14 protein-coding genes are annotated in these 13,020 nt (G+C 43.4%); 9 read left to right on the forward strand and 5 right to left on the reverse strand.

The window, feature by feature from the left end; all coding sequences use genetic code 11:
* Positions 1-90 precede the first annotated feature (90 nt).
* The gene (locus AAEM60_RS02925; RefSeq protein WP_341357343.1) at positions 91-1,323 is read right to left on the reverse strand and encodes an aminopeptidase; all 1,233 of its coding nucleotides are present in this window, start codon (positions 1,321-1,323) and stop codon (positions 91-93) included.
* Positions 1,324-1,557: 234 nt separating this feature from the next.
* Between AAEM60_RS02925 and AAEM60_RS02930 the strand changes: the two genes are divergently transcribed.
* Complete coding sequence (locus tag AAEM60_RS02930) at positions 1,558-1,950, forward strand: hypothetical protein (protein WP_299741598.1); 393 nt, start codon at positions 1,558-1,560, stop codon at positions 1,948-1,950.
* A gap of 193 nt (positions 1,951-2,143) precedes the next feature.
* On the opposite strand, the gene AAEM60_RS02935 is transcribed toward AAEM60_RS02930, so the two are convergent.
* Complete coding sequence (locus AAEM60_RS02935; RefSeq protein WP_299741600.1) at positions 2,144-2,602, reverse strand: Rrf2 family transcriptional regulator; 459 nt, start codon at positions 2,600-2,602, stop codon at positions 2,144-2,146.
* A 161-nt stretch (positions 2,603-2,763) separates the two neighbouring features.
* Between AAEM60_RS02935 and hmpA the strand changes: the two genes are divergently transcribed.
* Positions 2,764-3,978: an NO-inducible flavohemoprotein gene (gene hmpA, locus AAEM60_RS02940; protein ID WP_341357344.1), complete on the forward strand. Its 1,215-nt coding sequence runs from the start codon at positions 2,764-2,766 to the stop codon at positions 3,976-3,978.
* 163 nt (positions 3,979-4,141) lie between these two features.
* Here hmpA and AAEM60_RS02945 read toward each other — a convergent pair whose 3' ends face one another.
* Positions 4,142-4,312, reverse strand: coding sequence for a hypothetical protein (locus AAEM60_RS02945; RefSeq protein WP_299741604.1), 171 nt, complete (start codon positions 4,310-4,312; stop codon positions 4,142-4,144).
* A gap of 201 nt (positions 4,313-4,513) precedes the next feature.
* Here AAEM60_RS02945 and AAEM60_RS02950 point away from each other — a divergent pair, with 201 nt between their 5' ends.
* Positions 4,514-4,891, forward strand: coding sequence for a DnaJ family domain-containing protein (locus tag AAEM60_RS02950; protein WP_299741606.1), 378 nt, complete (start codon positions 4,514-4,516; stop codon positions 4,889-4,891).
* 38 nt (positions 4,892-4,929) lie between these two features.
* Here the strand turns inward: AAEM60_RS02950 and AAEM60_RS02955 are convergent, their stop codons facing one another.
* Both AAEM60_RS02955 and AAEM60_RS02960 read right to left on the reverse strand, forming a co-directional pair.
* On the reverse strand, positions 4,930-5,115 hold the full coding sequence (locus AAEM60_RS02955; protein WP_299741607.1) for a histidine kinase: 186 nt from the start codon (positions 5,113-5,115) through the stop codon (positions 4,930-4,932).
* 48 nt (positions 5,116-5,163) lie between these two features.
* A complete protein-coding gene (locus AAEM60_RS02960; RefSeq protein ID WP_299741608.1) occupies positions 5,164-6,645 on the reverse strand; it encodes a methyl-accepting chemotaxis protein in 1,482 nt (493 codons plus the stop codon).
* A 178-nt stretch (positions 6,646-6,823) separates the two neighbouring features.
* Here AAEM60_RS02960 and motA point away from each other — a divergent pair, with 178 nt between their 5' ends.
* The 6 genes from motA to AAEM60_RS02990 all read left to right on the forward strand — a co-directional run bounded on the left by motA (position 6,824) and on the right by AAEM60_RS02990 (position 13,009).
* Positions 6,824-7,615, forward strand: coding sequence for a flagellar motor stator protein MotA (gene motA, locus AAEM60_RS02965; protein ID WP_299741609.1), 792 nt, complete (start codon positions 6,824-6,826; stop codon positions 7,613-7,615).
* Positions 7,602-8,393, forward strand: a complete 792-nt coding sequence (gene motB, locus AAEM60_RS02970; protein ID WP_341357345.1) for a flagellar motor protein MotB — start codon at positions 7,602-7,604, stop codon at positions 8,391-8,393. The genes motA and motB overlap by 14 nt, the downstream gene beginning before the upstream one ends.
* Positions 8,394-8,728: 335 nt before the next feature.
* Positions 8,729-10,120 (forward strand): sodium:alanine symporter family protein, encoded by a 1,392-nt coding sequence (locus AAEM60_RS02975; protein WP_299741611.1) that lies wholly within the window; start codon positions 8,729-8,731, stop codon positions 10,118-10,120.
* Positions 10,121-10,357: 237 nt separating this feature from the next.
* Positions 10,358-11,308 carry an ABC transporter permease gene (locus AAEM60_RS02980; protein WP_341357346.1) on the forward strand — a complete coding sequence of 317 codons (951 nt, stop codon included), beginning with the start codon at positions 10,358-10,360 and terminating at the stop codon, positions 11,306-11,308.
* Positions 11,301-12,251, forward strand: coding sequence for an iron chelate uptake ABC transporter family permease subunit (locus AAEM60_RS02985; protein ID WP_341357347.1), 951 nt, complete (start codon positions 11,301-11,303; stop codon positions 12,249-12,251). The genes AAEM60_RS02980 and AAEM60_RS02985 overlap by 8 nt, the downstream gene beginning before the upstream one ends.
* On the forward strand, positions 12,248-13,009 hold the full coding sequence (locus tag AAEM60_RS02990; RefSeq protein ID WP_299741617.1) for an ABC transporter ATP-binding protein: 762 nt from the start codon (positions 12,248-12,250) through the stop codon (positions 13,007-13,009). Before AAEM60_RS02985 ends, AAEM60_RS02990 begins: the two co-directional genes overlap by 4 nt.
* Positions 13,010-13,020 lie beyond the last annotated feature (11 nt).

A 13,020-nucleotide genomic window follows, 5' to 3' on the forward strand; every position in this document is an offset into this window, starting at 1 on the left:
AACCGATTTTCTTCCAAGCCCGTCCTCATCTCCATAAAAAAATCCCAAAAGGCAGCCAAACCACCTTCCGGGATCCTCCACAGTCAAATATTAAAACGCCCAACCGCCATCGCGGAATACTGCTTCAGTCGAGCCGTCTTCTTTCACTCCATCGATGTTCATTTTGTCTGAACCGATCATAAAGTCAACGTGAGTGATACTGTTGTTTAAGCCATTTTTCTCAAGCTCTTCTTCACTCATTTTCTTTCCGCCTTCAATACAGAATGCATAGGCATTACCGATCGCAAGGTGGTTTGATGCGTTCTCATCGAATAAAGTGTTGTAGAATAAAACGTTCGATTGAGAGATTGGGGACTGATGTGGAACAAGGGCGATTTCCCCAAGGTAATGAGATCCTTCATCTGTATCCACAAGGCGCTTCAGGATTTCTTCGCCTTCCTCAGCCTTAACGTCCACAATGCGGCCGTTTTCGAATGTAATCGTAAAGTTGTCGATCACGTTTCCGCCGTAGCTAAGCGGCTTCGTGCTTGATACTGTTCCGTTTACACCTGTTTTTAGAGGAACCGTGAATACTTCCTCCGTTGGCATGTTCGCCATGAAAGTGGTTCCTTGTTCGTTTACACTTCCAGCTCCTACCCACAGGTGACCTTGAGGAAGCTCGATCGTAAGGTCCGTCCCTGGTGCAGTGTAGTGTAGCTTTTTGTAGTTTTTGCCGTTCAGGTATGCCACTTTTTCATGAAGGTTTGCGTCGTGATCCTTCCAAGCTTGAACAGGGTCAGCCTGGTCAGCGCGGACTGCTTTAAAGATCGCATCCCATAATAGGTCCACTTGCTCTTCTTCAGAAGCGTCCGGAAATACTTTTGCAGCCCAATCTTTCGAAGGAGCAGCCAGTACGCACCAGCTCACTTTGTCCGATTGAATGAACTGACGATATTTGGACATTGCTTTTCCAGCTGCTTTTTGGAAGTTTGAGATACGATCTGGATTTACTCCTTTAAGCAAATCAGGGCTTGAAGACACGATACTCATGAATGCAGCTCCGCCTTCAGCCAGCTCTTCGACTTCACGTGCCTTCCACTGAGGGAACTCCTGGAATGCTTCATCTGGAGCAAGATCATATTTCGTACGATTGACCACATCATCATTCCAGTTAACGTATACGTGCTTAGCCCCAACTTCATAGGCTTTCTTTACTACTAAACGAACAAATTCTGCAGAATCGATGGACGTGTTAATGACCAGGGTTTGACCTTTTTGAACATTGACACCGACTTCTACAGCCAGGCTTGCGTATTTCTCAAGATTTTGTTGGAAATTAGGCATATGTATTCTCCTTTTTTCAGAATGTTCTATTACATTCTTATTGTATCAGTGCGGGCATCGTTTGCAAGTGTTTACACCCATCTTTCTATCGTACGCGAAAGAATGGAAAATTATTTTGGCGCATGAAGAATATGAAAGTTCTATGGCATTCAAACAAGAATCATAGCCTTGTCCTGGATAACTATACTATAATGATTGAAGCAATACTCTAGACAAAAAAAGGGGGAAGGAACATTGGCGTGGAATGTCCTTTTATTACGAATGTCCGCCATCTATGGGTTTATTGGAGCATTTCTCGGGTCTCATATGGCAGGAGCAGGATCGTATGCGTTTAAGCCCATTCATGCTCATATTTTAGTAGTTGGTTGGTTGAGCTTATTTGCGTATTCATCCTATTATCGTTCCTATCAAGTACCGAAATCTTCTAAACTGGCATTTGCACATGTATGGACGGCGATGATCGGTTCAATCGGATTAACAGTCGGAATGTGGATGTACAACTTAAATCCATTCAATCTGCCAGGCAGCTTCACGATGGTCTTCTACATAGTAGGAGGCAGTACGCTACTTCTGAGCTTTTTTCTATTTGTATGTATGACATTTAAATATAGTGAGAGTAAGAAGTAAGAGATAGCCTGTTTTCATGATGAAAGACAGGCTTTTTTTTGGGGACTGTGAGTGATTTGTGGATAAATTGTACCTGGTACATATCGTGTGAAATGTACCAGGTACAATCTGGACAATAGGTGCCAGGGACCACTCCACTCATATCCCCAATAAAAAACTCCTCCCCATCTAAATGGAGAGGAGTAATCATACCTTATGGTGACGCTTCACCCTTCTGCTGCTCTTGAAATAAAAACCGGTAGTCCATCGGGTTTTGGATCAAATCTGCCAGGGTGTATTCGTCAAGGACAGAGAGATAGGCGTTTAACGCCTTTCCAAGTACATGCTTTAGTCCGCAAACTGGAGTGATGACGCAGTTGTTGTTTTTTGCATCAAAGCATTCGACAAGGTGGAAGTCTTCTTCTGTTGTCCTGACAAGTTTTCCGATATTTATATCTTCCGGGGATTGTGCAAGCTTGATACCCCCGTTCCTGCCGCGGATCGTTTCGATCAGACCGTTTTTCCCCAGTTCATACGTCACTTTCATCAGGTGATTCTTTGAGATGCTGTAGGCATCAGCGATTTCTTTTATATTAGAGAGTTCCTCCTTTGGTTTAGATGCCAGGAAGATTAGGACTCTCAGTGAGTAGTCAGTGTATAAAGTTAGTCTCATTTATCTCACCTTTCCGATCCGTTATTATTATTATACAGAAGGAAGCATGTTTGTGTCTAAATGTGGCTGTTTTGTTAAAGGTGTATTTTGTATATTGCTTTATGGAAAAAAGAGGAGTACGCTAAAGATGTATTTAAAATATATCTTTAGAGGTGACCAATATGCTATCTCAAAAAACCATTGAAATCGTGAAGTCAACTGTGCCTGTGTTAGAAGTGAAAGGGACAGAAATTACGTCCACTTTTTATAAAAATATGTTTGCGAATCATCCTGAGTTATTGAATATTTTCAACCATGCCAATCAGAAAAAGGGAAGACAGCAAACAGCATTAGCCAATACGGTTTATGCAGCTGCACAGAATATTGATAAGCTCGAGATGATCCTGCCCGTTGTAAAGCAAATCGCTCATAAGCATCGAAGTTTAGGAGTTAAGCCCGAGCATTATCCGATTGTTGGGGAGCACTTACTTCAAGCCATCAAACAAGTACTTGGAGATGCAGCGACAGATGAGATCCTTGAAGCGTGGGGAGAAGCATACGGTGTCATCGCCGGGGTATTTATTGATGTAGAAGAAGAGATGTACCAAGAAACGGAGAACAAAGACGCTGGATACAGAGACTTTAAACCGTTTGTCGTAGCGAAAAAGGTAGTTGAAAGCGATTGCATAACCTCTTTCTATCTTCAACCAAAAGAAGGGGGCAATGTCCCAGCCTACATGCCAGGTCAATATATTTCTGTACGAGTGACCATCCCTGGTGAAGAGTTCACCCATATTCGTCAGTACAGTTTATCAAGCGCGCCAGTGGAAAATCTCTTCAGAATTTCTGTTAAAAGAGAAGCAGAATTTGATCCGGAAGGGAAGGTGTCTAATTTCTTACATGACAAAGTTGCCGTAGGAAGTGAGATTGAGGTCAGTGCACCAGCAGGGGATTTCTATTTAACGGACGCTGAAACACCTGTTGCTTTTATAAGCGGAGGTGTGGGAATCACGCCTATGATGAGTATGCTTGAAACGGTGGCAGGAACGAAGCCGGAACGCCCGACTGCCTTTATTCATGCGAGCAAACATGAAGGGGTACATGCCTTTAGAAAAGATGTCGACGGTTTAATGGAAGAATTAATGAATGGGGAAGCGTGCTATGTTTACGAAAATCCCCGTGACGAATCTCAAGGTCATTTTAAAGGATATGTGAACAAAGAAATTCTTTCACACTATGTGGATGGAGAAACGGAATGCTATGTGTGTGGACCGGTACCATTTATGAAAGCTGTCATCACAACGCTGAAGGAAATGGGGGTCCCTGAATCTAACATCCACTTCGAATTCTTCGGACCAGCCATGGACTTATCGAAGAAGGAAAGTGTAAATGTTTAAAAAGCGGATCGGGAATTGGATTTGAAAATAAAATGGGAAAGTTGAAAATAAATGGGCCGAAATTGAAAATAAAATCAGTTTTCGCCTCTCTCAACATTCCAATTTGCCCTCATTTCAGCCAATCAAACGGAAAAACGCCAGGAAATCCTGGCGTTTTGTGTATTTACAGACGATGTTCGTCCTCATCCACCCGGTTTTTAAACGCTTCCTGGGTCACAATCAGTTCTTCATCCCCTGCTGCGTCTTCTGAGTGTTTTCCCTCTGGTGTACTATACTGAGGAAAGTTTCCTGGATGTCCCTTTTTCTTTGATTCGAACGATTTTCCGCGTGCCATGGTATCCACTCCTTTTAATTCGTGATACAGGTAGTTTTTCCAGCACGTACGAAAATATGTGAGATGAATTGTCAGAAAATAGACGTATCTAAAGCATTCAAAGCCGGAGTCTTTTGGATATACTAATGGTAACAAGTGGGTAGTAAACGATACGTCTAAGACCAGCCGCGTCCACTATAGTTTGGAGTAGGAGGGGTAGAATTGGATTTTTCGATGATCATGTCCGAGCAACGAATTAAGAAGGCCTATGAAGAGGGGGAGTTTAAAGAGCTTCCGGGATTCGGTAAACCTCTTAATTTAGACGATGATTTAGGAGTTCCCCAGGAGTTGAAGATGGCCCATCGGATGATGAAGAATGCCGGCTTTACAACAGATGAAATGAATCTCAAAAAAGAAATGATGCGCATAGAAGACTTGATTAAAGCATGCGATGACGACTTGGAGAAGCGGGAGCTGCAGAAGAATCTGAATGAAAACATCCTGAAATACAACGCGATGCTTTCCAGGAAGAGAATCAATACGAATGGTTCCTTATTCAAAAATTATGAGCACAAAATAGAAAACAAGCTCCTGAAATAATGAAAACACCACTTTCAGAAAATGAAAGTGGTGTTTCTTTATTTCTTCTCGGGTTCATCTTTAAATAAGAAGAATGAGATCACTCCGGATAAGAGTGCCGCTCCTATGATGATCATGGTTTTGGCTTCAGAAGGGATTTCAGAGTATCCTTTGCCGATCATCCAAGTCGCTACCACGGCTACGATAAACATGATGGGGATCATCATGATGATTCTTCGTTTCAAGGTGCCACATCCTTTAGTACTCTAATAATGCTTTTAGTTTATCATATTTTACAACTCTACACTGCGTTGAATTCGCTCTGCACTTGTGGCGGTATCTTGAACATATTGAGCAATCATACGGTTATCACCATGAAGGGTCTCGATAGTGGCACTGATTTCTTCGAGTCCTGCAGAGGTTTGCTGAATGACGGCTGCAAGCTCTTTCGTTGATAGTTCGGCTTCTTCGGTTTGGCCTCTTACTTCTGATGCGGTAGAGGTCAAGGTCTTGAACTCGTTTGAAAGGGAATCAAGCTTTTCGCGAAGTGTCGTGAAATACTCCGTTACCTCTCCCGTTGCTCCCACATTTTCATTTAGCTTTTCTGAGCTGAGATTCATGATTTCGACAGCAGAAGAGTTCACTAAGTTAACGGAAGCAAGATTGTCGTTAATGCGGATGGCTGTGTGTCGTGTAATCTCTGCAAGTTTCCGGATTTCATCGGCCACGATACTGAATCCCCGCCCGGCTTCTCCTGCCCTCGCCGCTTCTATAGATGCATTTAAGGCAAGTAAATTGGTTTGGTCCGTAATGTCTTGAATGCTTCCAATGAACGTATTCGTTTCTTCTATTTTGCTTGTTAATTCGCTGAACGTTTGACGTAGTCCTTCAATAATGTTTTTCAGTTCAATCATGTTTTCCTGCAGATATGTGACACGCTCGCTTCCTGAAACGGCGATAGAATTCGCTTGGGTAGAATGAACAGTGAGATTGTTTGAAAGCTTGGAAACCTCCTCCATTTTACTCATCGTCGTTTCCGAAACGGCAGCAATGTTGTTAATCTGGTCACTTTGTGTGACGCTTCCAGCCGATATTTCATTAACGGCGGTTCTCATTTCATCATGTGAGACGAGGTGGGTTTGAATCTGCTCGTTTATTTGATGAATGCTCGTAGAGATGGTCGCTAATTCTGTTTGTAGGAAGTTTCGTTGTTCTTCTTTTTTCATGCTGTCGCTTTCTGTCATTTTGATCAATTCCTGAAGCTGCTTGAATTGATTGCGGTTCAAGTGTATCACCACTCCAAGGACCGTCCCCAACAGAACATAGACAAGCAATGCCGGAATGAATAATTCTGTGAAAATCGGGTCGTTGTCGGGCGCAAGGATTCCATTTAAGATGAACAATGCAAGTCCCGATACATATCCGATTCCAAAGATCACTGGATTAAAGTGAATCGCACTGATGACAGCCAAAAATAATAAGATGACTAATTCTGTGGGATTGGATCCTTCTAAAAATAGCCAGATTCCGATGATGGCATAAACGGTAGGAATGCTGAAATAAACATAGGAATGTGGCTTTTTCAAGATTACTTGCAGCACAATAAAGTATCCTGTAAGAAATAGAATCTGGGAAGCGAAGACGGTTACGGCGATGATTCCTGACTCATTTATGATGGAATACGTGAGGGCTGCGACCAGACTGATGGAATACGTGATCAGGAACAGCAGGTTTTTTCTTTTACTATCGATTTCTTTCAATTGCTCTGGGGTCATGACGTTTTCTCTCCTTTAATAGTGACACCTGTATAGTACATATATCGACAAGATCAGGTAGTACTTCATAACGATTTACGGTAATTTATAAGAAAATTTTGAACACTTTCACCTCTCAATAATTAGAAATTCCATCCGATACTAGTAGTAGACTACGATGAGTAAGGTGGAGCGATCGATGGATAAGACGTCTTTAATAGGAGTCATTTTAGGATTGATAGCGGTTGGAGTGGGGATGGTTTTCAAGGGAGTAAGCCCTGTTGCCTTATTGAACCCTGCAGCCATTTTGATTATTTTGCTTGGAACAGTGGCAGCAGTGACCATTGCCTTTCCAACCCATGAAATTAAAAAAGTACCTAAGCTATTCGGCATACTGTTTAAGGAACAAAAACTGCAGGACCCGAAACAAACGATTCAATTCTTCTCTCAATTAGCAGATCTTGCCCGAAAAGAAGGACTGCTTGCACTCGAGGCCAAAACACAGGAAGTCGAAGATCCTTTTTTGAGGGACGGACTTTCATTAGCGGTGGATGGACAAAGTGCTGATTATATACGGGATGTGCTTCATGAAGAAATTGATGCCATGGAAGAGAGACACAGTGCCGGGGCGCTCATTTTTACACAAGCAGGGACCTATGCACCGACACTCGGTGTGCTTGGAGCGGTGATTGGACTTATAGCGGCCCTCAGTCACATGGACAATACGGATGAACTTGGCTACGCGATTTCAGCGGCCTTCGTTGCAACACTCCTCGGTATCTTCACGGGTTACGTTCTTTGGCATCCATTTGCCAACAAGCTGAAGCGCAAGTCAAAGCTTGAAGTACAGATGAAAATGATGATGGTGGAAGGGATCCTGTCGATCATCGAGGGAGAATCGCCGCGGGTGATTGAACAGAAGCTGGCGTCCTATTTACCGGCAAGTGAACGATTATTGTTATTAAAGGGGGATGAGGATGAGGCGGCGTAAGAAGAAACATGACGACGAGCATATGGACGAGTCCTGGCTGATTCCATACGCTGACTTACTCACCCTGCTGCTGGCCCTGTTTATCGTGCTTTATGCGTCAAGCTCGGTGGACGCTCAAAAATTCAGGGAGCTTTCCCAGGTGTTCAGTGAAATCTTCACGGGAGGGACGGGAATGATGGAGTACCCCAGCCCCGTAGCACCTCAGCAGTCGAGCGATCAGGAAAGCAAACAGGCAGCATCTTCAGGGAATGAAGAGGAAAAAGAGAAGGAATTAAGCAAGGAAGAACTTGATAAGCAGGCTTTTCTAAAGGATCAGGAAGAGCTAAAGGAAATACAGGAAAAAATAAATCAGTACATCAAAACGAATAATCTGGAAATTCAATTCGTCACGAAGCTTACCGATGAAGGCTTGCTTCTCACGATTCGGGACAATGTCTTATTCGACTCGGGATCAGCCATTGTCCAAGGCAATGACCTGAGCGTGGCCGGGGAATTATCTGCGCTGCTTGAAATGAATCCTCCACGGAACATTATTATTAGCGGCCATACGGATAACGTGCCCATCAGTAATGCGGAATACGATTCAAACTGGGAGCTAAGCGTCATGCGGGCAGTTAATTTCATGAAAATCATTTTGGACAATCCAAAGCTTGATCCCCAGTGGTTCAGTGCAAAAGGATTCGGAGAATTTGAACCGATTGCCGACAACACTACATCAGAAGGCCGGGGCCAAAATCGCCGGGTGGAAGTGTTGATTCTGCCCAGGGTATCAGATTAAGAAATAGGATCTGCAGTCAGAAGTTGGCTGCAGATTTTTTGTTGGTCAGAAATTGCCGTATTTCCGGGGAAATGAACGGGTTTTGTCGAAAGGACCTTGGTTTTAACCAACTAAATCATCCTCATCCTTCCTCATTTTTAAACAATATGTTTCACACCACCAAATTTAGGGAAAAGTTTGAAAAACCATTTAGAAGTAGTGGCTAATTTTTCAGGAACAGGGGTCTCTATATGCGGAGGAAGGGCATTATACATACTTTTCCACCATCATTTACGCCTTCCCCAACCAACAATTCCAAACCTTAGCCACTGCCTCTACTAAAAGGAGGAGCACGATTGGATACGTTTTTTGACATCATAGGTAAAGTTTCGGCATGGTTATGGGGGCCCCCATTAATCATTGTCCTGGGTGCAACGGGTTTGTACCTGACATTCTTATTGAAATTCATACAATTTCGCTATCCTCTCTACATCTTTAAACAAACGATAGGGAGCGTTTTTAAGAAGCCGAAAGGCGAAGGAACGGTGACGCCGTTGCAGGCCTTGACATCGGCTCTATCGTCCACCATCGGGGCGGCGAATATTGTCGGTGTACCGGCAGCGATCATGTTTGGTGGGCCGGGAGCTGTTTTCTGGATGTGGGTGATTGCCTTAATTGGAATGGCTCTTAAGTTTTCCGAGAGTGTACTTGCGGTCCGCTATCGTGAGAAGAATGAAAAGGGGGAATATGTTGGCGGTCCCATGTACTACATGACGAAAGGATTAAACATGAGATGGCTCGGTGTATGGTTTGCCTTTGCCCTTATGATCGAGCTGATTCCAAGTGTGATGGTGCAAGGGAATGCTGTGGCATCAACGGTAGAAGAAACATTTAATGTAGATGGACTTATCACGGGCATTGTTGTGGCCCTCATCGTTGTATTAATCGTATTTGGTGGAATAAAGCGTATTGGTAAAGTAACGGAAATATTTGTCCCATTCATGGCTCTGATCTATGTAGGAAGCGCTTTGGTCATTCTATTTATGAACATTGGTGCAGTGCCCGAATTCTTCAGTCTGATTCTGTCAAACGCTTTCCAACCCATGTCCGCAATGGGTGGGTTCGCCGGGGTAGCAGTGGCTGAAACGATCCGTTGGGGATTTGCCCGTGGATTATACTCAAATGAGGCAGGACTTGGAACTGCGCCGATTGCCCACGCTGCGGCACAAACCGATCATCCCGTCAGGCAGGGGCTTTGGGCTATCGTTGGGATCGTGATTGATACGATCATTGTCTGTACGGCAACGGCCTTCGTAGTGTTATCATCAGGGGTGTGGACAGCAGAGAATGCATTGGATGACCCGTCAGCCCTTACGACAGAAGCATTCACAAGTTATTTCGGGGAATTTGGTGGAATCCTCGTTACGATTTCATTGATTTTCTTCGTACTATCGACGATTATCGTCATCGTCTTTTACGGAGCAAAGCAAGCGGAATTCCTATTTGGCTGGAAGGCAGCACAAGGAATCAAGGTTGTATATACGGTTGCGATCGTGCTTGGTTCAGTTGGTGCAGCAAAAGTCATTTGGCAATTCCTTGACTTAGCCCTTGCAGCGATCTTAATTCCGAATATCATTGCGGTTCTTCTTTTAAGTAAAGAAGTTAAGAGGCTTACACATGAGTTCTTTACGTCGGATGAGTATTACATGAAAGACACCGGCAAGGTAAAAGAAAAGAAAATATCATAGTCCAAAAGACTTGTTTTTCCGAGTGGGGAAGCAAGTCTTTTTTTTATGGAATTCTGGCTGCCCTGCGCATTGCGACCTACTTCTGGTTCGTGGATGATTATGGAATTAGTGATAATCATTTTCAATTAGGTGTTGACACCTTTTGAAAATGCAGTATATGATAGTCATGTGCTAAATGATAATGATTTTCAATATCAATGAAATTTAGTAAAATCAATGAAAGTTTTGGGGATAGTCATGAAACAACGTTACCTTTTTATTGCGCTCATCTTGCTGTCACTCCTGTCTTTATTTGTAGGAGTGAGCCATATTACACCGATGGATTTACTTCAATTTCAATCCGAAGAGACACAGATTTTTCTCATCAGTCGATTCCCCCGATTATTGGCGATCTTACTTGCCGGTGCGGGAATGAGCATTGCAGGGTTGATCATGCAAAGCTTGAGTCGAAACAAGTTCGTATCCCCTACGACGGTGGGGACGATTGATGCTGCCCGGCTGGGGATCCTTGTATCGATGATTGTGTTTGTAAACGCCTCTTTACTTGAGAAGATGATTGTTGCTTTTGCATTTGCGTTAGCCGGCACATTGCTTTTTATGCAAATACTCGATCGGATCAAGTTCAAGGATGCAGTCTTTATCCCCCTCGTCGGGTTGATGCTTGGGAATGTGTTGTCTTCGGTGACAACGTTTTTTGCCTACAAGGCAAATGTGATTCAAAATATGGCGGCATGGCTGCAGGGTGATTTCTCATTGATCATGAAAGGCCGATATGAACTTTTGTACATAAGCATTCCCATTATGATCATTGCCTATCTTTATGCGAATCGGTTTACTGTCGCCGGGATGGGGGAGGACTTCTCCAAGAACCTTGGTGTTTCTTATCGCAGAATAGTGAATACTGGTCTCGTTCTGGTGGCCCTCATTACGGTGACAGTCGTATTGACTGTCGGGATGATCCCATTTCTGGGTTTGATCATACCCAATATCGTTTCCATCTTTAAAGGAGATCACTTACAGAAGACATTGCCTCATACGGCCTTACTTGGAGCGATCTTCCTTCTTGTCTGTGATATTTTAGGCCGGATTATCATCTACCCGTACGAAATTTCGATTAGTTTAATGGTTGGGGTCATCGGCAGTGCCATCTTCCTATACTTGCTGGTAAGGAGGAAGGCATATGCGTAATCGGTGGAAAATGCTTATTTTATTATTTGTAGCCCTGTTATTTTGCGGGATTTATTTATTCTACGAGCTAAATGGAAGCTATGATTATGCACTGCCTCGACGGGGGATGAAGGTGCTTGCTATGGTCATTACGGGAATCGCAATCGCCTATTCAACGGTCGTATTTCAAACGATCACACATAATAGGATCTTAACACCGAGTATTATGGGGCTTGATTCTCTTTATCTCCTTCTTCAAACGGTGATCATTTTCTTCCTGGGATCGGATCACATGCTTGTCATCAACAAGAATATAAACTTCTTACTATCGGTTGCAGCCATGATTGTATTTGCTCTTATCCTGTATCAATTATTATTCCGTCATAGTAATCAACCCATCTACTATTTATTGTTGATCGGAATCATCGTTGGTACATTCTTTGGAAGCATCACCACATTCCTGCAAGTGTTGATTGACCCCAATGAGTTTTTAATGGTTCAGGATAAGATGTTTGCGAGTTTCAATAACATGAATGCGGATCTGGTTTGGCTTGCCCTTATCGTGGTAACCATCGTGATGATGATTGGCTGGAGGAAGATCCATTACCTGGATGTCATGTCATTGGGAAGGGAGATGTCCATTAATCTTGGTGTGCCTTATGATCGAATGGTGCGTCGTATGCTGGTGATTGCGTCTGTACTCATTGCTGTTTCAACCGCCCTGGTCGGGCCGATTACCTTTTTCGGATTAATCGTCGCAAACTTAGCTTATCAATTCTTCCGGACCTACAAACACAGCATGTTCATTACCGGCGCGGGCTTGATGAGTATCATTGCCCTCGTTGGCGGACAGTGGGTGGTAGAACGGATCTTCACGTTTTCCACGACCCTAAGTGTGATTGTAAACTTCATCGGAGGAATGTACTTTATATATCTTTTGTTAAAGGAGAGTAAAGCCAAATGATACACATTCGAGGGCTATCCAAGTCGTACGGGAAAAAGCTGGTGGTTGAAGACGTGACTGTCACGATTCAGCCTGGTCAAATTACTTCGTTTATTGGACCGAATGGTGCCGGGAAGTCGACCCTTTTATCAATGGTAAGCCGTCTGCTCGACTCAGATAGTGGTGAAATCATACTGGATCAAGCTGATCTCAAGAAAATGAAATCAGATGATCTTGCCAAAAGAGTCGCGATCCTAAAGCAATCGAACTTCCTTAACGTCCGTTTGACGGTGAGAGAACTGGTATCGTTTGGACGATTTCCTTATTCGAAAGGCCGATTAAAGGAAGAAGATGAAAAGGCAGTTAATCAGGCACTTGACTATATGAATCTGGGGGAGTTAGAGGGGAACTACTTAGATGAATTATCCGGGGGGCAAAGGCAGCGTGCTTTCATTGCCATGGTCATCGCCCAGGATACAGATTATATTCTCCTGGATGAGCCCCTGAATAACCTGGACATGAAACACTCCGTCCAGATCATGAAAATTCTGCGCAGATTAGTGGATGATCTGGGGAAGACGGTCGTCATTGTCCTGCATGACATCAATTTTGCCTCGGTGTATTCAGACAGAATCGTTGCAATGAAAAATGGCAGGGTCATAAATGAAGGTTCAACAGATACCATCATTCAAACCCAAGCGTTAAAGGAAATCTATGATATGGACATTCCTGTACAACAGATGAACGAAAATCGGATTTGTGTTTATTTTAATTCATAAAAAAGAGGAGA

The sequence above is a fragment of the Rossellomorea sp. y25 genome, assembly GCF_038049935.1.
Classification (GTDB): domain Bacteria; phylum Bacillota; class Bacilli; order Bacillales; family Bacillaceae_B; genus Rossellomorea.